We start from the raw sequence: 25,110 nt of genomic DNA, 5'->3' as shown, positions 1-25,110 counted from the left end.
GCTGGCATTTGGCAGTCACCTACGCGTGGCGTTGCCATCTTCGACGCGATAATTTGGTTATGCCCTCACCGCCGACTCTGCTTGTCGTCGACACCAACTGCTTCATCCGACTGCTGTTCTCGCCGCTGAGGCCTGTTCTCGGCTCGACCTTCGCTGGCTACAGGTTGGTGACGCTCGCGGAATTGGCGGACGAAGTGGGTCCGGGTACCGAAGTGGTCGAGCGCCATCCTTGGCTGCTCGAAAAAGCCGTTCAGAAGGAGCTTGCAGGCAACTGCTTGAAGCTGCGCGAACCGAAGAAGTCGGCGATGTTGGGTGAAGCCAAGTGGCTGCGCACAGAAGGCAACTCGTTGCTGCGCAAGTACTGCGTTGACCAGCAGCTGGACAAGGTGCGTGAATTGTCAGTGGCGGATGCAAAGGCGCTTGCTGCTGCACAGGTGGTCAAAGGTCATCTGGCGACGGATGAGTGGCCTCTGGCGTTCGTGGCGGACCGCGCATCGGAAGTGCAGACGGTGCTGACGAGCGTTGCCGTCGTGCACCTGATGGAGATGGACGGCAAGATTACGCGTGAGCAGCGCATCGAGACCGTGACGGACTGGGTCAAGAACGGGGAAAAGCTCCCTCAGCGATGGGTCGAGCAGTACAAGGCGCTCTTTGGGGAAGAGCCACCGGACGGTCAGTCCTGAAGCTCTTCCAACGCGCGCGAAAGCTCCATGGCGTCGCCGAGCTTGAGATTCAGCGCAGCGGAGACGAATGAAGGCGAGCGACCACCTTCGCTGCGCTGCCAACGCGCGAGCGCACGGAACACTGGCGTGCCAAACACCTGCTCTCCCTTGACAACGAGCTCCTTGGCGGTGGGCTTTGCCATCCCGAAGAGTTCGTCGCTGGCGGTGCGAGCCGTCTTGCCGTCGAGCTTCCATTGCGCGAAGAAGCCGGGAGTCTCAAGACCCGTCACTGGTTCCTTCGCTTCGCGCGCAGCCCGGTCAGCTGCCTTGACTACAGCCACAACGGAGACGCCGTAAGTACCGGCGTACCAGTACACGAGCTTCATTGGATTCTTCGAAGCACGGATGTCTGCGAGCGCCTTCTTCGCCAGCTCCTTGGGGAACAACAGCGTCTGGGCAAACAGCTCAGCAAACTTCTCGCCGGCGTCCCCGGTCAGGGTGTGGAGCGTCAGGCAGTGGCCGAACTCATGCGCAAGCCAGTAGCTGAAATCGTCTAGTCGACAGCCGACGTTGAACAGCACCCACGATGACTTGGAGTCTGGCAGGTAGACGCTCATCGCGTTCTCGTGGCCGACCTTGTCGCCGCCCCAGTAGACCGGCACGAGCACCGCGCCGAAGCTCTTCAGCAACTGCAGCAAGTGGCCATGGGTCACTGCCTCGGTCGGTCCGAGATTAAGCTGCGCACGAATGGCCTTGGCGGCTTCCTCGATGAGCCCTTCGTCAACCTTTGGGTCAACGATGTGACGCGGAGCGAACAGCGACCCCATGAAGGGAAGCAGTTGGCGGAGATGGCGACCGACCTCTTCGCCGGCCTCCTGGGCCTCCAGCGACGGGGCCCGGTTCATGCGCGTGCGAAATGCGATGACCGGCGTCGGGGGCTCCGAGGGGTCCGCGACGAACAAGTCCCCAACCGCCACGCTGAGGGCGGTTGCAAGAGATGTGAGCTTGCTGGGGCGCGGGATGGACTCGCCGTTCAGCCAGTTGGAGACGGCTTCCTTGCTGACATCACACGCCTCAGCGAGAGCTGTGCCGGTGAGCCCCAGTCGGGTCATCGCCGACTTGATGAGTTCTACGTTCAGCATGGGATGTTGGAGTTTAACGGACTGGTCAAGTTAGGTCAAGTTTGAGGGCGAAGGGGGAGGTTTACAAGGGGGCAATCGAGAGTGCGACGCTCGGCGTCGCCCTTACGTCAAGCGAGGCTCAGATGGGCCGCCAGGCGTTCTGCGCGGCGAACATCCGGATGACGAAGTCGGAGACACATTTCTCGCTCCAGTAGATGTGTTTGCCCATGCGGACAGCGGGCGGGAAGGCGCCTTCCTTGACCAGGCCTTCGAGGGTGCGGGCGGAGATTTTGAGACGCTCGCAGACATCAGATTTCTTCAGCGTGAGTGTGGCGGACGGGAGAGACATTGCGACTCCAGGGTGGTTGACCTATGTCTTCCGTCTAGGCGATGGTCTTTATTCCTCTTGAGAACTCTAGGAATTGCGTGACTTGCATCACGATTTTTGGGTCGAAGTTCTGTCCGGAGCGCGGTCTACCATTCCGTAAGCTCGCCGGAGAAGCAAGAGGGAGGCTAACGTGAGGGAAACCGAAGACAAGCAACACGAGGTGCAGCGGCTTCTGGGCCGCTGCATGCTTCGCCTGCAGCAGTACGAGGCACTGATGAAGGCGGTCGTGGCCATGCACGACATCGGTGGGACGCTATCTACCATTGCCGCTGCGCCCGCTCGTCGCTCGGCGGAGCTCTCGACGACGAACCTCGGCAAGGTGGCAGAGCGCTTGTTCAAGAGCGTCATCGTCCCAGACGGCTTCAGCGATAGCGACGATGCAGACGCAACGCTTGCATCAGAGACGGAGATTCGGTTCAGGGCGGTGGTTCGACTCCAGATGCCTCAAGCGGACTACGACAAAGCCAAGCAGGGCGTCAAAGACCTGGTCGACCTGCGAAACACCCTGGTCCACCACTTCCTTGAACTCTTCGATGTCTGGACGGCGCCAGGGTGCCTTGCCGCCGTGGACTACCTATCTGATGCGTATATGCGTATCGACGAACACGTGGGACAGCTTCGGACTTGGGCGGACGGCTTGGACCATGCGAAGCAATGTGCCGCACGCGAGTTCAGCGCCCCCGAGTTTCTCGAGCTCCTCGTCAACGGCATCGCGCCGGACGGCCAAGTTCTATGGGCGGCGTCGGGAATCGTCGCATGCCTTAGGGAAGCCGCCAGGGGGCTGCAGGCGGACGGATGGACTCCATTGGAGTCCGCCATCCAGTTCGCAGCGCGAGAACATCCTTTGCAGACGCCGGAACGGTACGGTTGCCGCTCTTGGCCGCATGTGCTCGATGCGTCGAAGCTCTTTGATTTGCGCTACACGCGCGAGCCGGATGCCGCGAAGGTCGCTTGGTATCGGGAACGAGCATAGGGCGGCGCGCAGCGACCTGGCGTGCAGGAAAACGGGACACAGCGAATGCTGTGTCCCGATGAATGACCCCTGGATGGGCCTACGAGTCCTCAGTGGAGCGAAGTGCGGCTAGCGCCTGTGGGGTCCTGGGGCTCCTCGCCCAATGCAGCATTAACCTCTTGCGCAGTCGGAGTACCCGCAAGGATGGCCACGACGTCATCGACGGTGTGGCCTGCGATGAGGCTTGGCTGAAACAGGGTATGGCTCGCCAAGTTGGTGAGCTGGACCGCCGGCGCCAGGCCGTCAGAGCAGCGCTTGGCTTCCTTCATGTGCCTGCGCAGCGCCTGTGGGTCGGCCAAGTCGAAGGGCACACCCAATACGGCGTTCTGCTTCGTGTTCTCGATATAGAAAAGCACGGTGAAGAGACCCTGGTCGAGCGCGTCCGATAAAAAATCCTGCACTTTTGGGTCACTGAGCTGCATGACGCACCGCAGCTGCACGTTGGCACACTGCAGTGTCGCCAGCAGTAACACGTCCCGTCGGTCCAGTGTCGGGAACACTTGGTAGTGCGGGGCCATCGGAAGGCGAGGGTCCAACTTCTCGATGAGCCAATTGGGGACGGATGCCTCGATGGCGAAATTTGCGATGGGCGGAAGTTCCTTGACGGCCCCGAGTTCGGAGCGCAGTTGGTCCGGCGCGATGATGCCGCCGATGCGGGCGTTTCGGAGAAGGTTCGCCGTCTGGATGGCGTGAAAAAGCGCTTTCATAAAGTCCTTTGGAATGGCCTAGGGACTTCGTATAGAGAGCGATTTGGGCCGCCTGAGATTTTGCTTATCTACCTCTTCACGACTGACCTGCGACGACGAGGTGCGGTCATCACTCGATGACCGCGTCCAATCTTTCCTTGACCGCGCTTAGCGCTTGCGTTGTGCGGCTAGCTGAGCCGTTGCCTCGCGGATGCCCATCGACAGAGCTCGCAAGCCGTCTGCCGGTTTCAAATGGGCATAGTTCTTCAAGACGGTTTCGAGCTTGTCGTGCAAGAGCGTGGCCACAGTCAGACAGTCGCCCGGATTGCGGCGGAGATGGTCCGTCGCGATGATGTGTCGAAAACCGTGTCCCCCGAATCCGGCGCAGCCCTCGATGTATGTCGATGTCAGCGTCTTCATGCGGGCGAGGATTCCGTGGGCACTCCACCCCTTTGGTTGCTCCAGCCCTTGCTCTTCCAGGAAAGCCTTGTGCTTTCGGGGACCGACGACAGTCGCTAGGAAAAACCGGTCGGTCACTTCCGCATCGACCATGTGCGGCCGACTCTCGGCAAGGTAGCGGTCAATCCAGGGCACCACCGACGTATCTACCTCAACCTCATACTTCTCTTTTGCGGCCCCTTTTTCGTTCTTGAAGTCCTGTGGTTCAAACCTCAGGCAATAACGACCAGGGCCTGCGCGATAAAGATTGCCCGAGCCATCCGCCCTGAACGTCATGGCAGCGTACTGACTGGCACGGAGCGGATTGGACACGAGCAGTCTGCATAGGGTCACGTCCCTAATCCAAGCGCAGTAGTCGCGTTGATGCGCAGGCGGCGGAGCCGACCGCTCCAGTGTCTCAATGAATTCGAGCAGCTTTTTGAGTGGGAATTCGTCATGCAAGACTGTGGCCAGACGCTCCGTTGGGTCCCTAGACAAGCGAATGCCCATCGTGTCCGCCGTCTTCTCGCGAAATTCACGCAGCTCCCGCCGGGCAAGTTCGCAATGCCGCTGCCAGGCGGCCGTCTCAGAGCAACTCGCGGCGTTCGTTTGTTCGATAAGCAAAGCCATCGACGGCACGCTCGCGCGGAGTTCTGGGCGCAGCCACAGGAAGCCAGTCTGGGCCCTCAGGTAGCTCTCCACCAGTTGGAGCAGGACGTTCACTCCGTTATGGAACTTTCTGCCGGAAAGGCCGATTCGCCACTTTGCGTACGCAATCACTTGTTGATGGTCGGCTAGCCACGCAAGGGTCTGCGCTTCCGGGTGAGGGATTCCAGGCCCTTCGGGACGCGGCAGAGTAAGCCAGCCTAAGTACGACGCGAAAAACTGCCAATGAACACCCGCTGTAGGGCACACCTGACCATCAACAACCATCCATGGCTTGATGAGTGAGCCAACGCGCTCAAGCGGCTTAACACGCCAGGTATTCCGTGCGCGAGCCTCGTCGCGCATCGGGTCGGTCTTCAAGCGAAGAAGGTCCGTCCACTGTGCTGATAGCGCGGAGGAGAATTCCATTGCATACGGTTTCTTGAGTCGCGCAAGCTGGGCTTTGCGAATCTTGGTGAAACTGGTCGTCTTGTCATTCTTTGCCACACCGCGTTCGTACCTGGTGCGGCGCGCCGGCGGCAAGCGGCGCGAAAGAGTTCCAAGGGGCAGCTCAAGCGTCGCTTCAAGCTTTGCCAGTTCGGTGACGGCGGCGCCGCGTGGTTGGCCACGACCGTCCGCCCAGTAGCGCAGGCTGTGGGCGCCAATTCCGCTGTCCCGCGCAATCTGACGCAATGTGAGCGGCGAAGTTTTTATGCAGTGCTGCAATGCGTCAGAAAAGGTTGCCGGTAGGAGGTCGCGCCGGCGCAGTTCCTCGGCGATACGTCGCCATCGCAGCACCTGCTCTTGCCGGTCTCTTTGAGTGCGCTTGGCGAGGCGCTCCGCTATTACGTCGCCGAAGCGCAGGAAGAATTTGTCGAAGTCGACTGAGAACTCTTCTCCAACCGGCTTATCGAACGAGTAACCGTGCACCTGTACCCAAAGCCGCAGGGCAGAAGCCATGTTCTTTGCCTGCTGCTTTCCGTTCGCGTCGAAGAGCGCGACGCCGTGGTCGAGCAGTTGACGGTAGGTCATCGCTGTCGAAGCGGGTTGAGGTGTGTCGCTCTCCGGCGCTGAACCGGGATGGGCAATGGCGGAGCACGCGCCGAATTCGGCGTGGCTTGGTGGGGTGGTAAACATATACAGTCTGTGAAGGTTGCCGATAACGGCGGAGTTATTTCCAGCGGCACGGGAAACTGTCTGCATCCCGTGCCGCCACTGAGTCGGCGTGTGACATCTCCATGCGGACTTGGTTGATGAAATGGAGAAGAAGCGCCGTTACGGTGCTTGCCCCAGTCGTTTGCCGGAGGCATCGCTGGGGGTGAGGATTGATGCACCCGACTCCCGCGATTCCTTGGTATAGGGAATCAGGATTTATTCCGGGTTGGATGTGAGAGCGCCTGCCATGCTTTTCACCGGACGGTTCGTCCGTCGGTGCTGCTTGGCTCATGTGATGAGCTCATGGCGACGGATATTGGTCATCAACCCGCAACGCTGTACATTCTGTACAACGTAAAGACAATGCACGGACGTGACCCTATGAGTCAACGGAAGACTGAGGCCATCAACCTTCGTATGACGCCAGAAATGAAGGAACTGCTCCGCTTGGCCTCCGAGCGTGAGCGCCGAACGCTGTCAAACATGCTCGAAGTTTTGATACTGGACTACTGCAAACAGCACGACCTAAGAGTGGGTGTTGCAGAGCGGAACGAGCCAACGACAAGCGCGAATAAAACGAAGTAGACGCAGGGAGAACAACAAGATGCTTCCAATTGCCCCGGGTGCCCGAGCGGTCATCCGAGATGAAGAATGGCTTGTCCGCCGTGTAGACCCGGCTACCGATGGTGGCTGGTTGCTGACCTGCGACGGCATATCCGACCTGGTCCGTGGTCAAACGGCGCTTTTTTTGACCTCGTTGGAAGACGCCATCGAGGTCCTCGACCCCGCCAAGACTAGGCTGGAGCCGGACGCCAGCCCGACCTATAACGCATCGGTGCTGTTTCTGGAAAGCATGCGCCGGCGCAGCGTGGCCAACGACGAGCGCATCCACTTGGGCCATCGCGGGGTCATGAACCTTGTGCCCTACCAGCTCGACCCCGCCCTGCAGGCGCTGCGCCAGCCGCGCTCTCGCATCCTCATTGCCGATGCCGTGGGCCTGGGCAAAACGCTGGAGGCCGGCATCCTCGCCACCGAGCTGATTCAGCGTGGTCGCGGCAAGCGCATCCTAGTGGTCACCCAGAAAGCCATGCTCACCCAGTTCCAGAAGGAATGGTGGAGCCGCTTCTCCATCCCGCTGGTTCGCCTGGACTCCGTGGGCCTGGCACGGGTGCGCAACCGCATCCCCGCCAACCACAACCCCTTCAACTACTTCGACCGCAGCATCATCTCCATCGACACCCTCAAGAACAACCTGGAGTACAGAAACTATCTTGAGAACGCTTGGTGGGACATCATCGTCATCGACGAGTGCCACAACGTGGCGGCGCGTGCAGGCGAATCCGGCCTGTCACGCCGCGCCCGCCTGGCGCGACTACTGTCCAACCGCTCCGACACCCTGATGCTGCTGTCGGCCACGCCGCACGACGGCTCGGCCCGCAGCTTCGCGTCCTTGATGAGCCTGTTGGACCCGACGGCCATCTCCGACCCGGACCACTACACCCCGGACGACTTCCGTAACAAGGGCCTGGTCATCCGTCGCTTCAAGAAGGACATCAAGGACCAGGTCCAGTCCGACTTCCAGGAGCGCAACACTGTGCGCTTGCGCAAGCCCGCCAGTGCGCACGAAGAGGCGGCCTACCGCGCCCTGCTTGCCATTCCCTTCACCCAAGGCGGCCAACACAAGGCGGGCCGCCAGCAAGAGCTGCAGCGCGTCGGCATGCAGAAGGCCCTGTTCTCCAGTCCGGCTGCTGCCCTGGAATCGACCCAGAAGCGCATCAAGCTGCTGACCGAGAAACCCAACGCGACACCCGAGGAGCAGCAAGAGGTGGACGGCCTGCGCGTCTTCGCCGACGCCTTGCAGGCCATCGTCGGCGACCCCTCTGCCGCCTCATTCAGCAAGTACCAGCGACTGCTAGAGCAGCTCCGTGCATCCGAGTTCGGCTGGACCCGCCAAGACCCGGCCGACCGTCTCGTCGTCTTCTCAGAGCGCATCGAAACCCTGCGCTGGCTGGAGCGCCAGGTATGCGCCGACCTCAAGCTCAAGCCCAACCAGGTCGCCGTCCTCCATGGACAGATGTCCGACACCGACCAGCAGGAGCTGGTCGACCGCTTCGGCCGCTTGGACGACCCCATCCGCGTCCTCCTCTGCTCCGACGTTGCCAGTGAAGGCCTGAACCTCCACTACTTCTGCCACCGGCTGGTCCACTTCGACCTGCCCTGGTCGCTGATGGTCTTCCAGCAGCGCAATGGCCGCGTGGACCGTTACGGCCAAAAGCACCAGCCGCAAATCGTCTACCTGTTCACCGAGACGGTGACCGACCGGATTCGCGGCGACCTGCGCATTCTTGAAATCCTCCAAGCCAAGGACGAACAGGCCTACCTGAACCTCGGCGACCCCTCGGCTTTCCTGAACGTCTATGACCCCGAGAAGGAAGCCGAGAAGGTTTCGGACTTCATGGCCCAAGGCCTAGCCCCCGAGGCCGTGGAAGCCAAGCTGGAACGGGCCGGCGCCGACGACTCCGACAACGAGGGCGATTGGCTGATGCAGCTCTTTGGTGGAGGCGACGCCGCAGCCACTGCGCCGGAGCCGGTCGCCCCTAGCAGCCTCCAGAAAATCAACGAGCCGGCCTCGCTGTTCGACAGCGACTACCACTACGCCAATACCGCGTTGACCCAGCTGAACCAGGGCCAGACCTTGTGCCAGTGGACACCGCACGACGGCGAGAAGGTCATCGCGCTCACGGCGCCACGTGACCTTCAGGACCGCCTCAAGCAGCTTCCGCGAGAGGTCCAGGCCGACAACGACCATTACTCGCTATGTGCCGACCCCAAGCGCATGGCGGCCGCCATTGAGACAGCTCGCCAGGCACGCCAAGAGCAAGACACCTGGCCGCAGCTCCACTACCTCTGGCCGCAGCACCCCATCATGGAATGGCTGGGCGACCGCGTGCTCACCCACTTCGGCCGGCACACCGCGCCTCTGTTGCAAAGCCAGAAGCTGGCCCCAAACGAGCAGGCCTTCATCCTGATGAGCCTGGTGCCCAATCGCAAAGGCCAGCCCCTGCTGGTCGAATGGCAGGTGGCCAGCCGGGTCGGCGAAGCAGCCTTCCAACTTGAGGACTTTGATGCCTTCATCGCCAGGGCGGGCATCCGCGCAGGCGGTCTGCCCAATCGTGGTTACACCGACGGTCTGGCCGCGCTCCAAGGGTTGATGCAACAGGCGCTCCCCGCCGCCGTGCAACGCATGCACCAGCACATGTTGGAGCGCCAGCAAGCCTTCGCGGCGCAACTTAATCAGCGGCTGGAAGGCACGCTGGCGGAACTGGAGCGCCTGCAAGGCCGCCAGGTTGAGCAGCTTCAGCTGGACTTGGAGAAGCAGCTCGAAACCGTCAAGCGCGGTCGCTTCGAGCAGCGCAGCCAGCAAATCAATCGCGTCTTCGACGACTACCGCCAGTGGGTGCGTGACACCCTCACCACCGAGCCGCAGCCCTGGATTCAGGTGCTCGCCGGGGTCTGCCACCCACAAGCTGCCGGAGCCTGACCATGCCTGTCCTGGAAGCCGTTCAAACCTTCGCCGGCATCACAAACGAGAACGAGTTCTACAGCCACCACTACCTGGCTGAAGTCTTCAAGAACGACGTCAAGGAGCGCCTGGACGCTTGGGACGCTGCAGAGGCCAAGCACGCTGGCGACGACGCCCACCGCGCGCCGCCCAAGCGCCTGCAGTCCTGGGCCCAGCGTTGGTTCGCGCTGCGCGGCCAGGTACAGCGTGCGCATGAGCCCAATGAGCGCTGGCACGCCTTCGCACAAATGCAGTCGGGCCTGCTGCAGGCACTCGGTTACCCGTCTGCGCCCAAAGAGCTGGCGACTGAAGAGTTCGTGACCGGCTCCCCGCTCCCGGTCTGGCAGGTTCAGGGCCAGCGCTTAGCCATCATCCCGGCCTACCAGCCGGGCGCTGAAGGTGAAGACCTGCTGGACCACCAACTACTGTCGTTCCACTACTGCAACGGCAGTGTGCCAAGGGACCTGGCCGGTGAAACCTGGGCCGACCTGCTGTCCGATGCCGTCTTCGGCGCTGACCAGCCGCCTCGTTACGTCCTGCTGCTCGGCCTGGACGATTGGCTGCTACTGGACCGTTACAAGTGGCCAAACAACCGCGCCCTGCGCTTCACCTGGGCGGACATCCTCGACCGCAAAGACGCCGACACGCTCAAGGCCTGCGCGGTGCTGCTGCACAAGGACTGCCTGGCCCCCGGCGAGGGCAGCAGCCTGCTGGAGCGGCTGGACGAACGCGCTCATGCCAACGCCTTCAGCGTCAGCGAGAGCCTGAAGTACGCACTGCGCGAGGCCATCGAGCTGCTGGGCAACGAAGCCGCTCGCCGGTTGGACGAACAGGCCAGCGGCAGCAAGAAGAGCATCTACACCGGCCAGTACAAGCTGGATGCGGCGCAGCTCAGCCTGGAAAGCCTGCGCATGGTATATCGGCTGCTGTTCATGTTCTACATCGAGGCACGGCCCGAGCTTGGTTACGTGCCCATCCAAAAGAGCGAGGTCTACCTCCGGGGTTACAGCCTGGAGAGCCTGCGCGACCTGGAGCTGCAACCCCTGCCCACGCCGCAGTCGCGCGAGGGCAAATACTTCGACATCTCCCTGCGCCGCCTGTTCAAGCTTGTGTCCCAGGGCTATGGCGTCAGCGCGCAGCCCGAACTTCACGGCGGCACCCCGGGTGCCAAAGACACTTTCGCGCTTGCCCCGCTAGACAGCCGCCTGTTCGACGACAGCGCCATGCCGCTTCTCAGCAAGGTGCAGTTTCCCAACGAGGTCTGGCAGAAGGTCGTCCGGCTGCTTTCGCTCAGCAAGGGCCAGGGCAAGGGCCGTCGCAGCGGCCGGGTCAGTTACCAGCTGCTGTCCATCAACCAGCTGGGTGCCGTGTACGAGGCCCTGCTCAGCTACCGGGGCTTCTTTGCCGAGGAAGACCTCTACGAGGTCAAGCCCGCTCCGAAGAAGGCCCGCGCGACGGCCGATGACGATGGCGACGAAGACGGCGATGCCGACGACGAAAGCAGCACCAAGTCCCGCGCCAAGGAGAGCGATGCCGACCTGCTAGAGAACGCCTGGTTCGTCCCTCGCAGCCGCATCGACGAGTACAAGGACGATGAGAAGGTCTACGACCTCACCGAGTCCGGCCACCGCAAGCTGCGCATGCATCCCAAGGGCAGCTTCATCTACCGCCTGGCCGGGCGAGACCGGCAGAAGAGCGCCAGCTACTACACCCCGCAGGTGCTTACTCAGTGCCTGGTGAAGTACGCGCTCAAGGAGCTGCTCGCCCCAGAGAACGGCCGCGTCCAGAAGGCCGACGACATCCTCACCCTCACCGTCTGCGAGCCCGCCATGGGCAGCGCGGCCTTCTTGAACGAGGCTGTGAACCAGCTGGCCGACGCCTACCTGGAGCGCAAGCAGCAGGAGGAAGGCAAGCGCATCCCCCACGACGAGTACCCGCAGGAACTGCAGAAGGTCCGCATGGTGCTGGCCGACCGCAACGTCTTCGGTGTGGACTTGAACCCGGTGGCCGTGGAGCTTGCCGAGGTCTCGCTGTGGCTGAACGCCATCTACGGCGAACCCACCGAAGACAAGGACGGCAACCCGCTGCCGCTCAAGCCGGCCCGCGTGCCTTGGTTCGGGTACCAGCTCTTCGCCGGCAACAGCCTCATTGGCGCACGCCGCCAGGTGTTCCACGCCACCAGCGTTATAAAAGGTGCCAAGCCTGCCTGGCATGAGGAGCCGCCGCGCAAGGTCAACTTGGCTGAGCCCCGTAGGCCCGACGAAATCTGGCACTTCCTGTTGCCCGACCCAGGCATGGCCGACTACGGCGACAAGGACGCCAAGAAGCTCTACCCCGATGACTTTGAGCGGCTGAAGAAATGGCGCAAGGCCTTCAACGCGCCGCTGGAGCAGCACGAGGTGGCACGCCTGCAGCAACTGAGCGCCAAGGTCGAAGAGCTGTGGATAGAGCATACGCAGGCGCTGGCGCGTGACCGTGCCAAGACCGAGGACCCGCTCGACATCTGGCCGCATCAAAATTCTCACGACGGCGAACAATCGCCGCTGTCCCGCGCGCAAAAGGAAGACGTCCGGCGCCAAGGTCTGCTGAACGAGGATGGCGACCTCGCCACACCCTTCCGACGGCTGAAGCTGGTGATGGACTATTGGTGCGCGCTGTGGTTCTGGCCCATGACCGAGAGCGACCGACTGCCGAGCCGGGAGGCGTGGTGGATGGAGGTCGGCGCCATCCTGGAAGGCAATGTGGTGGACCTGACGCCGCAAGGCTCGCTGGAGCTTTTGCCCGCAAAGGAAGAGCCTCAGCTGCTGGTGCCAGAGGTGCAGCCGACTTTGGCGGGGTTCGAGGTGCAACTCACGCTGCAACAGCCGGCCGAGCAGCCCAACTTGCACGACCGTTTTGGGCAACTGCGCATCAAGAAGCTGCGCGAGCACTTCCCGCGCGTGGCGGTGGTGGAGGGCATCGCCTCTCGGCGGCGCTTCATGCACTGGGAGCTGTGCTTTGCAGATGTGCTGATTCAGCGCGGCGGCTTCGACCTCATCCTGGGGAACCCACCGTGGCTCAAGGTGGAGTGGAACGAAGCCGGAGTGCTGGGAGAGTTCAACCCGCTTTTCGCCATCCGAGCCTTTAGCGCGAATGAGCTGACGAAGGCGCGCGAGCAGGCCTTTGCTCGACATACTGGTCTGCAGGTCGCGTGGACCGCCGAACTGGAAGAGGCTGAGGGCACGCAGAACAGCCTGAATGCCGTTCAGAACTACCCACTACTTAAGGGCGTGCAGACCAACCTGTATAAGTGCTTTATGCCGCTGGCTTGGGGGCTGAATGGGGCGAAGGGCGTGACCGGGCTGCTACATCCAGAAGGTCCGTACGACGACCCCAAGGGGGGAGGTCTGCGTGAGGCGATGTACAGGCGGTTGCGACGGCATTTCGGGTTCGTCAACGAACTGCAACTCTTCGCCGAAGTCGACCACCACACCAAATACAGCGTCAACATCTACGGTGCGCAGCGCAGCGCCCCAGCCTTTGACCAACTGGCCAACCTGTTTACCCCGACAACGGTTGACACCTGCTACCAGCATGATGGAAATGGCGTTGTTGGTGGCTACAAGAATGAGGCCGGCCAATGGAACACTGCCGGCCATGCCCAACGCATCGTTCGCGCGGATGAAGCCGCGTTGGCGGTGTTTGCCCAGCTTTATGACGAACCAGGTACCTCAGCCCTCCGCGCTCGCCTCCCGGCAATACACGCGCAGACACTCAGCAGTGTGCTCGCCAAGCTAGCCGCCTGGCCGCTACGGCTGGCAGACCTAGGCGATGGCTACTACTCGACCGTGATGTTCGACGAGACGTACTCGCAACGCGACGGCACTTTGGTCCGCCGCCCGCCCGGCGACAACGCGTTTCCAAAGACGCCTGAGGATTGGGTGCTCTCCGGCCCGCACTTCTTTGTTGGCACTCCGCTGAACAAGACACCTATGAACCGATGTGTCGCCAGCAATCACTATGACGTTCTGGACCTCAGTAGCATTCCCGATGACTACTTACCTCGCACCAACTACCGGCCGATGGAAGACTCAGCCGAGTATGCACGTCGGCTACCTGTCGCAAAGCTAAGCGGTGTTTCGGCGGGACCTCACTCTGCGAGGTATCGCTTGGCGAACCGCGAAATGCTCAATCAAACCGCTGAGCGCACTTTTCATGTCGCGCTCATTCCGCCGGGTGTTTCGCACGTACACACCGTGCTGTCACATGCATTCCAGGACAACAAGCAACTGTGCGCTGCGTTGACATTTTTTGCCTCTCTGGTTGCAGACTTCCGTGTCAAGTCCACCGGAGCTGGGCATGCGAACCTTTCATTCGTAGGTCAACTGCCCATCGCAAAGCAGTGGATGCCCAGCGCCTTCGCTCGCGCGCTGTCGCTTAACTGCCTTACGACCCACTTCGCCCCCTTGTGGGAGCAGGTCTACGACGTTGAGTTCGCGGAGCAACGCTGGAGCCAGTCCATTAACCCGCGCCTCCCGCAGGACTTCTGGAGCGGCCTCACTTCCACTTGGGCTCGACATTGCGCCCTACGCAGCGACTACGCCCGTCGCATGGCGCTGGTTGAAACCGACGTTCTGGTGGCACAAGCCATCGGTCTGACACTGGACGAACTGCTGCTCATCTACCGCGTGCAGTTCCCGGTGATGCAGGGCTACGAGCGCGACACCTGGTACGACATCAACGGCCGCATCGTCTTCACCAACAGCAAGGGCCTTGTCGGCGTCGGCCTGCCGCGCAAAGGCGGCAGCAAGACGCCCAAGGCCCGCATCCAGGCCTCCGACGGCAAAACCCGCGACGGCAACTTCGGCTGGGACGACCTGTGGACCTATGCCGACACGCCGGAGGGCGGCCAGCCCAAGGTCCCCGATGGCACCGTCGTCACCCAATGGGTCACCGACGACACCCTGCCCGGCGGCCCTCGCACCGTGGAGCGCCGCTACGTCGCCCCCTTCGTCCGCGCCAACCGCGAGGACGACTACCGCATCGCATGGGCGTTCTTTGAGGCGGAGCGAGAGGGGAGCCTGCAATGATTGGCTGCAACAGCAGGACTGCGCCATGAAGCTCATCTTCATGTCCAAGAACCCGCACAAGCACGCTGAGGCGGCTGCAATCCTGGCGCCGCGCGGCGTCGATGTCATCGCGGACCGCACCGAAATTCAAGAGTTGCAAACCGTCGACACCGACGCGTTGGTTCGGGACAAGGCCACGAGGGCGTTCCAGAAGCTGGGGAGGCCACTCTTCGTCGAACATACGGGCCTGTACCTGGACCTGCTGAACGGCTTTCCGGGCGGGCTGACTCAAATTTTCTGGGACACCCTGCGCAAGGAGAAGTTCTCAGACCTCTTCAACGACAAAGATAGACCCGTACTTGCTAAGACCTACATCGGCTATGTCGATGGCCGCCGGGTCCATGTGTTCCTGGGTGAGATTGAGGGACGTATCGTGGCGCCTCCAAGAATCGACCACGGCTTCCAGTGGGACTGCATCTTCCAGCCCCTGGGATATGAGCAGACGTTCAGCGAGATGGGGGCGTTCAAGAATGAGATATCCATGCGGCGCAGGGCGCTAGAGGCACTCCGAGACCATCTGGACGGAGAGGTCGCATGAGCAACGTTCCGCCGGAGCTTGCGCGCAAGCTCGCCAATGGTCAGGTCATCCTGTTCGTGGGTGCCGGCGTGTCGATGTCGCTAAAGCTCCCGTCCTACTCCGCGTTGATTCGGGAGATTGGAGGCCACCTCGGCTTTGATGGCGCCATCTTTGAAGGCTTCGGGGACTACCTAACTTTGGCGGAGTACTACCACCTTGAAAAAAAGGGGCTGCAGGAGCTGCAGCGGCATCTGCAAGCCAAGTGGAACGTACCCGAGCGCGATGTAGCCGCTTCGCCAGTCCATCGAGCGCTGGTGGAACTTGGCTGCAAGTCCATCTACACAACCAACTTCGACAGCTTCCTTGAGCGAGCTCATCGCGCAATGAGTCGGCCCTACAAACGCATCCTGAGTGTCAAGGACATGGTGGATGTGCACCATGAGGCCGTTCAAATCGTCAAGCTCCACGGGGACCTGACCGTGCCGTCGGGCATGGTGTTCACAGAGTCCAGCTACTTCGAGCGCTTGTCATTCGAATCACCGCTGGACGTCAAGTTGCGAGCGGATGCGTTGGGCAAGTCGCTCCTCTTCATCGGATACAGCCTCGCGGATATCAATATCCGGTACCTGATGTATCGGCTCCAAATGCAGTGGGAGCAGGAGCCCGAGCAAGAGGTTCGTCCCAAGTCTTATGTCTTTCTGACCCGGCCGAATGCCGTCCAGGCTGAAGTGCTGCGCTCGCGCGGAGTCGAAGCCATCGTCGGTGATGGTGCAGACCCGTCAGCATCGCTAGCGAGCTTCTTGAATCAGCTCCGGACCGATGCCGATGGACTGAAGAAGGAGCCTCTGGCGGGCAAATCGAAACGGAAGAAACCAACGTGAAAAGTAAATTGCATAGGACGACAGCCTGATGCTCCCATCCCTGCTCGCACGTGACATCCAGACTGGACTCAAGCAGTTCCTGATTTCGGCTTTTGAGCCCGCCGACTCGTTCATGCATGGGCTGATAACGCGGTTCGTGGAGGACGAGGAGGCCTGGTTGAAGGGCCCCTACGTCCAGGTTGGGCTGCCGTTCAGTGTGGGTAGTGCTGGACGGGGCTTCTTCCCGGGATTTGAGACGACCTTCCCCGGCTTCAGCCACCAAGAGCGCGCATGGGAGCGCATGTCGAGCCAGCGGTTGGGGCTCAGTACGCTGGTGGCTACCGGGACCGGCAGCGGCAAGACCGAGTGCTTCCTATATCCAGTGCTGGACCACTGTGCGCGAGCAAAGGCAGCGAAAGAAGCCGGGGTCAAGGCGCTGGTCATCTATCCGATGAATGCACTGGCTTCGGACCAGGCACGCCGCATTGCAGAGCTTGTCGCGTCCACTCCAGCGTTTGTGGGCTTGCGTGTAGGTCTCTATGTGGGTGGTTGGGCATCGGCGCCTGGCGAGGGCGCGGTCATGACAGCGACCTCGGTCATCACCGACCGGGAGACCTTGCGCAAGCACCCGCCAGACATCTTGTTGACCAACTACAAGATGCTGGACTACCTGATGCTGCGACCCAAGGACCGGCAGCTCTGGGCGCAGAACACACCGACCACTCTCCGTTACGTCGTGGTCGATGAGCTGCACACCTTCGATGGCGCACAAGGCACTGACCTGGCCCTGCTGCTGCGTCGCCTTCGAGCACGCTTGCAGACGCCGGACCAGCACCTCATCTGTGCTGGTACCTCGGCAACGCTTGGGGGGGCCTCCGATACAAAGCCGCTGCGCGATTACGCGCGACAGGTCTTCGGGGTGCCGTTTGACGAGCAAGCGGTGGTGACCGAAAGCCGACAGACGGTCGGCGCCTTCCTGGAGGACGCACCGGTGAACTTCATGTTCGCCTTCCGTGCGGAGCTCGCCGCGGAGCTAGATGCAGCCCGCTATGCAACGCCCGAGCAGGCAGTCCAGGCTTGGTTCAAGCTGTTCTTCCCCGAAGAGGTACAGCCCCTCGACGTCAGCGACGCGGCGTGGCGACAGGCGCTTGGTGCGCTGCTGAAGCAGCATCAGCTTTTCGTGAATCTGCTGAAGCTGGGAAAGGGGGGCGTGGTCGGCTACCAAGAACTGACTGAGGCGTTTGCCCGCCACATGCCTGCCGCCAACTCAACCCAGGTCGGCCAGGTACTCGACGCCTTGTTGGTGTTGTTGGCCTGGGCGCTTCGCGAGAATCGGCAGCCCCTGGTTACCCTGCGCATGCAGCTTTGGGTGCGCGAGTTGCGCCGCATGGTCGGAAAGCTCAGCGTCTCGCCGGACGGCACACGACTGCGCAGTGAGCGCGACCTGCCAGGCGAGCGCGATGGTGTGTACCTGCCGATGATTCAGTGCAACCAGTGCCGCACAACGGGGTGGCTGTCACGCCTCGTTCAAGGCAGCAGCAAGGTATCGACCAAGCTGGATGAGATTTACAACACCTGGTTCTCCCGTCGACCCGAAGCCACTCGGCTTTATGCCGCCGAGAGCATCCAACGCAGTCATGTGGAGGGTGTTACGGAACGGATATGCGTGGCTTGCGGTACTTTGCAGCAGGCACAGGATGCTTGCCTGGCATGCGGGCATCAGGAGCTGCTTAACGTATTCCGGGTCATCGCACAGAAGTCGCAGACCCGAGGCCAGGCACAGTTCACCTTGCATGACAACGCCTGCCCTGCATGCGGCGAGACGGACTCCCTGCTGCTGCTGGGTGCGCGGAACGCCACGCTGGGTTCGCAGGTGGTCGAAAGCAGTTGGGCCAGCGTATTCAACGACGACAAGAAGCTCATTGCCTTTTCTGACTCGGTGCAGGATGCAGCGCACCGTGCAGGCTTCTTTGGGGCGCGCACCTGGCTGAACAACGTGCGTACTGGGTTGGCTCACGTGCTGGACGAGCTCAATCAGCCGGTGATGAGCTGGTCGAACTTTCTTGACGAGGTCGAGAAACGCTTCGCCACTCCAGGTTCGGTGCTTTTCCTCTCCCCAGAGGAGTTGGTCTCGGAATTCATCGCGCCAAACATGACTTGGCAGCACGACTGGTCGGTGGAGTTGCCGAAGCACTTGCAGCTGCCTGCCCACAGCAAGCTGCCGGCCAAGGTCAGGAAGCGCTTCCTCTGGCAGGTCTACACGGAGTTCACGTATCAAAGCCAGCGCGGTCGGACCCTGGAGCGGATTGGCAAGGCCGCACTCTGCGTGCCCTGGCAAATATTGGACGAAGTGGCTGAAGAGTTGCTACCGACCTACCACGAGCAGTTCGGCGCCAAGGGGTTGGAGCAGCGAACGGTTGCCCGCTGGCTTTGGGGCTTCCTGATGCATTTGCGCCGGCGTGGCGCGGTCATGCATGCGGAGCTTGGCAGCTATGCCGGGGATGGGAACGTGTACGCACTCCGCGAGACTGGCGGGCGTCGCGAGTGGCTTCCGTCCATGGGCCAGAGCACGCCCAGACCGGTCTTCCTCACCCTAGGGACTCAGCGCGACTTCGACAAGCTACGGAACCAGAGGCGCGCGACGTGGTTTGACCGCTGGGCCCATGCAGCGCTAGGTGGTGAAACGCTGCTCGGCAAGGGCCTGGCTGCCGACATGTATATCGAAGCGTTGAACGCGATGCTCGGCCGGAGGATGGTCATCAAGACGCCGCATCATCAGGGTGACACTTGGTCGTTGAATCCTGAGTCGCTGGAGCTTCATACCGAGCTTGCGTTCATCGCGACGGAGGGGAGCAAGCGCCGCATGACGGTGCCACGTAGCTACGCGGAGCTGCTGCTGGGAATGCCGTGCCTTGATGCGCCGGAGTTCCAGTACGAGGTGCTGGTCGGCGATGCGGCCGGTTGGTGGGCGCAGCGCTTCAGCCGTGGTGACTTGCGACGAGTGATTGCCGCCGAGCACACAGGTCTGCTGGAACGTCCCATCAGGGAGGCGCTGGAAAGCCGCTTCAAAAGCAAGCAGCCCAGGCCCTGGTTTGAAAACCTGCTGTCGGCGACGCCCACGCTCGAGATGGGCGTGGATATCGGCGACCTATCGTCGGTGCTCTTGTGTTCGGTGCCACCGAATCAGGCAAGCTTTCTGCAGCGTGTAGGCCGAGCCGGTCGTCGGGATGGCAATGCGATGACCACGACGCTGGCAGACGGCAACAGCCCGCACGACCTCTACTTCTTCGCCGAAACGCAGGAAATGATGGCTGGCGAGGTGTCGCCGCCGGGGATATTCCTCCAAGCTGCTGAGGTTCTGCGTCGTCAGCTCTTCGCCTTCTGCATGGACGATTGGGTTGCGAGTCTGACCAGCGCGAATGCCTTGCCCGAGAAAACTTCTCAGGCGCTTGATGCGATGGAACAGGCCAAAGCGGACCGCTTCCCTCGGCTTTTCAGCGACTACGTGGTGCAACACGAGGACCGCCTGTTCCAAGGCTTCTGCAAGATGCTGGCCGGCGACATCGACGACGTGGTGCGAGGCCGGCTGCTGGACTTCATGCAGGGGCAAGGCGAGGCTGACGGCTTGCGCATTCGGCTGATGAAGTCGTTGCAAGAGCTGGTGGATGAACGCCAAAGCTACAAGAAGCGTAAGGACGAGCTCGACAAGGCGAAGACCCGCGTGCTGCAGAAGCCGCAGGATGACGCGACCAAGGAAGAGCTCAGCAACCTGCTGCGCGAACGGGACAAGCTGCTGGAGCTCATCAAGGAAATCAACGGTCGCGACCTGCTGAACACCTTGACTGACGCCGGGTTGATTCCGAACTACGCGTTCCCGGAGTCCGGCGTCGAGTTGAAGTCGGTCCTGTGGCGCAAGCGCGGCAACGACGAGCCGGGGCAAGGTGCCTACGTCACTTTGAGCACGCTCAAGTATGAGCGGCCAGCGCAATCCGCCCTGTCGGAGTTCGCGCCGGAGAACCGCTTCTATGCGAACCAGCGCCGCGTGGAGGTGGACCAGGTCAACATGAGCCTCGCCAGCACGGACGATTGGCGCTTCTGCCCCTCATGTCATCACATGCAGAATCTGACGTTGGAGGCTGATGTGCACATGGCCTGCCCGCGCTGCGGTGATGCGATGTGGTCGGATGCAGCCCAACGTCGAACCCTGCTGCGATTCAAGCAAGCTATCGCCAACAGCAATGATGCCGAGGTTCGCATTGACGATAGCGCGGACGACCGGGAACCCAAGTACTACGTACGGCAGCTGATGGCGAACTTTCTGCCGCAGAACGTGCGTGAGGCCTGGCAAATCAATACTGGTGAGCTGCCATTCGGCTTCGAGTTCATCTCACGCGTCACTTTCCGCGACGTCAACTTCGGCGAGTTGAGCAAACCCGGAGAATCCTTCAAGGTCGCGGACAAGGAGTCCGGCCGTCCAGGCTTCCGACTATGTCGCCATTGCGGCAAGGTGCAGAAGGCACCTAAGCGCAATAGCGAAGGGGCGGAGCAGAACCACAGCTTCGATTGCCCCAAACATGGCAGCGACGACCCGGCCAATATCCTCGAATGCCTATACCTGTACCGGGAGTTCGAATCGGAAGCCTTGCGAATCCTTGTGCCGTACACAAAGAACGGTGTCGACGAGCGCGTCGTGCAGTCCTTCATGGCGGCTGTTCAGTTGGGTCTGAAGAAGCGCTTCGGCGGCAAGGTGGACCATCTACGGATGGTGCTGCAGGACGAGCCCGGTAAGAACGGCGGGCCTCGGCGGCATTACGTGATGCTGTTCGATTCGGTGCCCGGAGGCACGGGGTACCTGCACCAGCTGCTCGCTCATGACGCAAGCACCCTGAGCGATGTGCTGACCATGGCCTTGCAGGCTGTGACGGCGTGTCCGTGTAACCAGGACCCAGACAAGGACGGCTGTTACCGCTGCGTCTACCAATACCGTCTGGGCAGGAACATGGAGCTGGTATCGCGAGACAACGCGCGGGCCGTGCTGACCGAGCTGGTCGGGTCTCTGGGCAAGCTGGAGCGGGTCAAGACCATCTCGGACATTTACATCAACCCCAACTTCGACTCGGTGCTTGAGGCTCGCTTTATCGAAAGCCTGAAGCGGCTAGGTGGGGTCGGCACCGTGCCGTTGACGAAGCTTGTGCAGGACGTTGTGCACGGGAAGTCGGGTTACGTCTTGGAGGTGGGTGGGCAGCGTTACAAGATTGAGCCCCAGCGAGATATTGGACCGGACGATGGCGTCGCCGTCGCCAGCAAGCCTGACTTTGTTATCTGGCCTTGGGCTGCGTCCAGCAATCGCCGACCGATTGCGGTGTTCTGCGATGGATGGGCTTATCACAAGGACTCGTTGGGAGCCGATGCGCTCAAGCGCAGCGCACTCGTTACGAGCGGAAAGTTCTGGGTTTGGTCGGTGACCCACAACGATGTTGCGACGGCGCTCAAAGGTGACTTGAACACAGGCCTGGATTCGCCACTGGTCACGATGTCGCGACACAACGGGAGCATTGCCCCGCCAGGAGTTCCGCGCGCGCAGGAGCAGGCTTTCACCCACCACGCAGTGGCGCGGCTGCTCGCCTGGCTCGCAACACCTGTCGATGGCGACAAGGTAGACAAGGCGGTACGTCAGCTACAGCGCAATGCGCTTTGGCTGGGATTCTTGATGGTCCCTCACACGCCGCAGGAGCGCAGTGCCTGTGAAGACACCTTCGGGCAATGGAAGCACCGACTTCCGGACCATGCACTGGCGAGCGGCAAGGAATTCGCGCCTAGCGTCGCAAAGCCTGGCGGCAGGTGCCTGCACTTTGGTGCGTGGCCGCTTGACGTGGCGAAGGCAGGGGTGGACGTTGCTGACCATTGGTCCGCACCTGGCGTGCTGGTCCTTGATGACGTAGCTGCCGAAAGTGAGGAGGAGCTGCACCTCGCATGGAGACAGTGGTTGCACGTGTTCAACACGAGCCAGACCTTGCCTGGCCTTTGGCTGGTCACTTCGTCGGGCCTCGACGAAGGGACGTTCCACGTGCTCAGTGGAGCACCTCTAGCTCAGCCCGCCACATCAACGCAGCCTGATGGCTTGGGCGTGGCATGGGATGCCGTCCTGAAGCAGACGCTGACGCCACTTCAGGCTGGCCTGCGCGCCTTGGCGAAGTCTGGTGCAGAACTTCCAGAAGTTGGCCTGGAATTGGCTGACCCGAACGGGAAGGTGCTGGCCGACGCTGAACTCTGTTGGGTCGCCCAGAAACTCGCGGTGCTGCGCGACGACCAGGCAGACCTCTTGGATGCCTGGGTATCTCAGGGCTGGACGGTGATGGTGCTGGATGATTCCCTTAGCCAAATTGCCGGGACTGTTTGGGCTGCAGCGGTTGCTCAACACCTCGGGCTGAGCCTGATGAACAAGGATTGAAACGATGAGCCTCAAACCAAAAGTTGCGCTGAGCAACGACTTCCTCATCCAGCTGTCGAAACTCCCTTCCAGCGTTCACACGAAAGTGATGAAGTGGGCGGTGAAGTTCCAGTCAGACCCGAGAAGTTCCGGTATCAACTACGAAAACATCAACGGGGCTCGGGACCCGAACCTGAAGTCGGTCCGAATCGACGGCGATTGGCGCGGCATCGTGTTCAAGCCGTCGTCAGGCGACGTCTATGTGCTGCTTTACGTAGACCACCACGACTCGGCCTATCACTGGGCGGAGAGTCGTAAGCTGGCCATTAACCCCGTTACCGGTGCAATGCAACTGGTAAACCTGGAGCAAGTTACCGAAACGGTTTCGACTGACGTAGTTACCGCGACCGCACCTACGCCAGTAGCAACACCGCTGTTTGCGAGCCTGCAGGACAGGGAGCTGATGAGCCTTGGCGTTCCCGAGGACTTGCTGACCCTCGCGAAGGGCGTGCATTCAGATGCAGAGCTGGATGCCATTCAGTCGCAGCTCCCCGTGGAGGCGTACGAAGGTCTGTTCTTGGTGGCGGCTGGCGACACAGTTAGCCAGGTTCTCAATGCACGCGAGACGCGCGTCGATAAGGTCATCGACCTTCAGGATTTCGCGGCCGCGCTGGCTACACCAGAGTCCCAATCTCGCTTCGTCGTGGTCAGCGACGATGAAACCTTGGCGGCCATTTTGAATGCGCCTCTTGCGCAGTGGCGGGTGTTCCTGCATCCGATGCAGCAGAAGCTCGCCGTCGGCGACCGCAGTGGCCCTGTCCGCGTGCTGGGTGGCGCCGGAACTGGCAAGACGGTCCTTGCCATGCACCGCGCGAAGTGGCTGGCGGAGAACCGCACCAAGGATGGCCAGAAGGTGTTGTTCACGACATTCACGCGCAATTTGGCCGGGGACGTCGAGCAGAACCTCAAGACGCTCTGCGGCGCATCAACTCTCGCCAAACTTGAGGTCCGCAATCTCGATGCCTGGGTAAATGCATTCCTTCGCACCCGCAAGCTCGAACACCGCATCGTCTATGACCGGAAGCAGGAAGGAGCGTTGCAAGCGTGGCAAGCCGCACTTGCAGTTCGTGACACCGGCCTTGACTTGCCGGACGACTTCTACGAGCAGGAGCTCGCGCACGTGGTCCTGGCGCAGGGCATCACAGCCCTGGATGAGTACCGGATGGCCCGACGTATCGGTCGCGGCGTGGTGCTGAGTCGTGCAAAACGAGATGCGGTGTGGCCGGTATTCGAGGAGTACCGAGGGCAGCTGGCATCCCGCAAATTGAAGGACGTCGATGACGCCTATCGGGAGGTTGCCGCGTTGCTCGCCGCTGACGTGGAAGCCACCGGGAAGTACAGCGCGATTGTCATTGACGAGACTCAGGACTTTGGGCCACAGGCATTGAAGCTTCTCCGAGCGATGGTCGTACGAGGTGAGAACGACTTGTTCTTCGTAGGAGATGGTCACCAGCGCATCTACAGCCGACACAAAGCGGCGATGAGCAAGTGCGGCATCGACATTCGGGGACGCTCCAGGAAGCTCTACATCAACTACCGGACGACCGACGAAATCAGGCGGCAGGCCGTGGCGCTGCTGGAGGGTATCGAGGTGGATGACCTTGATGGTGGCCATGATGAAACCATTCGCTATCGCTCGCTGTCACATGGCCCTGCTCCAACGATAGTCAACGTAACAGGCCTAGAAAGTGCCTACGGTGAGGTCGCGAAGTTTCTCTCACAGTGGCGGACGGCCGACAGCAAAGCGGAGGAGACGCTTAGCTTCTGCGTGGTTGCGTCGAGTGAAAAGGTGCGTGATGCGCTCGCTCAACAACTGCAGGCAGCGGGAGTGCCGACGGTTGCAATCACCGCGCAGAGCAAGAATACCGACGAGAGAGGCACTGTGTACATGTCGACGATGCATCGAGCCAAGGGACTTGAATTCGATTGCGTTGCCGTAGTTGCACCAAGTATCTATGTCGCAGCAACGGAAGGGAATGCGAATCACCGGCAGTTGTTGTACGTCGCGCTGACTCGGGCAAAGCGCGGCGCCTTGTTGGTGCTCAATTGACCTAGCAGGCTGTTGAAAATTCAGCGTCCGCTCGCCGAAGCTTCTTTTGACGAGGAGAGCCTGGTCAGCCCGACGCATGGTGGCCTGAGTCGTTGACGCAGGCGCGAGCTGTCAACGCGCTCAGGAGGCGCAATGATGTCGGGATGTCCTTGGTTGAGCTTGATGCGCGCCCCTTGAGGGCTCGCGAGCGCCTTGCGTAGGCGATGCGCAGGGGGCGCGCTCCTGGTAATTCAGGATAAGAAAGAACTCTCGGGGAATTCAAGAGTTCTTTGTCTCCGACGGTAGACAGGACCCCGAGCGAAAGGCAAGGCTCCCCCTAGGCCCGACGCGGACGCCGTGCTTCGAGCCCTGCCACGCATCGAGGTCCTGGGTTGGACGTACAGAGAGCCGACGAGGTCGACCAAACGTGGCATGAC

The 25,110-nt window shown here is 61.4% G+C and carries 12 protein-coding genes; 8 read left to right on the top strand and 4 right to left on the bottom strand.

Going from position 1 to position 25,110, the window contains the following annotated elements:
• Window positions 1–59: 59 nt before the first annotated feature.
• Window positions 60–683 (top strand): hypothetical protein, encoded by a 624-nt coding sequence (locus QWJ38_RS00455; RefSeq protein ID WP_290357066.1) that lies wholly within the window; start codon window positions 60–62, stop codon window positions 681–683.
• Here the strand turns inward: QWJ38_RS00455 and QWJ38_RS00450 are convergent.
• A complete protein-coding gene (locus QWJ38_RS00450) occupies window positions 674–1,804 on the bottom strand; it encodes a helix-turn-helix domain-containing protein (RefSeq protein WP_290357065.1) in 1,131 nt (376 codons plus the stop codon). The two genes, QWJ38_RS00455 and QWJ38_RS00450, sit on opposite strands and share 10 nt — an antisense overlap.
• A gap of 118 nt (window positions 1,805–1,922) precedes the next feature.
• Window positions 1,923–2,132, bottom strand: coding sequence for a helix-turn-helix transcriptional regulator (locus tag QWJ38_RS00445; protein WP_290357064.1), 210 nt, complete (start codon window positions 2,130–2,132; stop codon window positions 1,923–1,925).
• Between the two features lie 169 nt (window positions 2,133–2,301).
• On the opposite strand from QWJ38_RS00445, the gene QWJ38_RS00440 reads away from it, so the two are divergent.
• Entirely contained in the window at window positions 2,302–3,144 is an 843-nt protein-coding gene (locus QWJ38_RS00440) for an LOTUS domain-containing protein (protein ID WP_290357063.1), read from the top strand.
• Window positions 3,145–3,233: 89 nt separating this feature from the next.
• Here QWJ38_RS00440 and QWJ38_RS00435 read toward each other — a convergent pair whose 3' ends face one another.
• Both QWJ38_RS00435 and QWJ38_RS00430 read right to left on the bottom strand, forming a co-directional pair.
• A complete protein-coding gene (locus QWJ38_RS00435) occupies window positions 3,234–3,890 on the bottom strand; it encodes a hypothetical protein (RefSeq protein WP_290357062.1) in 657 nt (218 codons plus the stop codon).
• A gap of 147 nt (window positions 3,891–4,037) precedes the next feature.
• Window positions 4,038–6,155, bottom strand: coding sequence for a hypothetical protein (locus QWJ38_RS00430; protein ID WP_290357061.1), 2,118 nt, complete (start codon window positions 6,153–6,155; stop codon window positions 4,038–4,040).
• Between the two features lie 556 nt (window positions 6,156–6,711).
• Here QWJ38_RS00430 and QWJ38_RS00425 point away from each other — a divergent pair.
• The 6 genes from QWJ38_RS00425 to QWJ38_RS00400 are packed head-to-tail and all read left to right on the top strand — an operon-like array spanning window position 6,712 to window position 24,694.
• Window positions 6,712–9,648 carry a DEAD/DEAH box helicase gene (locus QWJ38_RS00425; RefSeq protein ID WP_290357060.1) on the top strand — a complete coding sequence of 979 codons (2,937 nt, stop codon included), beginning with the start codon at window positions 6,712–6,714 and terminating at the stop codon, window positions 9,646–9,648.
• Window positions 9,649–9,650: 2 nt separating this feature from the next.
• Window positions 9,651–14,738 carry a DNA methyltransferase family protein gene (locus QWJ38_RS00420; RefSeq protein WP_290357059.1) on the top strand — a complete coding sequence of 1,696 codons (5,088 nt, stop codon included), beginning with the start codon at window positions 9,651–9,653 and terminating at the stop codon, window positions 14,736–14,738.
• 25 nt (window positions 14,739–14,763) lie between these two features.
• Window positions 14,764–15,315 (top strand): non-canonical purine NTP pyrophosphatase, encoded by a 552-nt coding sequence (locus QWJ38_RS00415; protein WP_290357058.1) that lies wholly within the window; start codon window positions 14,764–14,766, stop codon window positions 15,313–15,315.
• Window positions 15,312–16,175: an SIR2 family protein gene (locus QWJ38_RS00410; protein ID WP_290357057.1), complete on the top strand. Its 864-nt coding sequence runs from the start codon at window positions 15,312–15,314 to the stop codon at window positions 16,173–16,175. Before QWJ38_RS00415 ends, QWJ38_RS00410 begins: the two co-directional genes overlap by 4 nt.
• A 28-nt stretch (window positions 16,176–16,203) precedes the next feature.
• Entirely contained in the window at window positions 16,204–22,605 is a 6,402-nt protein-coding gene (locus tag QWJ38_RS00405; RefSeq protein ID WP_290357056.1) for a DEAD/DEAH box helicase, read from the top strand.
• A gap of 4 nt (window positions 22,606–22,609) precedes the next feature.
• Complete coding sequence (locus QWJ38_RS00400) at window positions 22,610–24,694, top strand: UvrD-helicase domain-containing protein (protein WP_290357055.1); 2,085 nt, start codon at window positions 22,610–22,612, stop codon at window positions 24,692–24,694.
• Window positions 24,695–25,110 lie beyond the last annotated feature (416 nt).

The organism is Roseateles violae (assembly GCF_030410485.1).
In the GTDB taxonomy this organism is placed as follows: Bacteria; Pseudomonadota; Gammaproteobacteria; order Burkholderiales; family Burkholderiaceae_C; genus Roseateles_D; species Roseateles_D violae.
The sequence above is the reverse complement of the archived record's forward strand: the minus strand, read 5'-3'. Positions and strand labels throughout refer to the sequence as shown.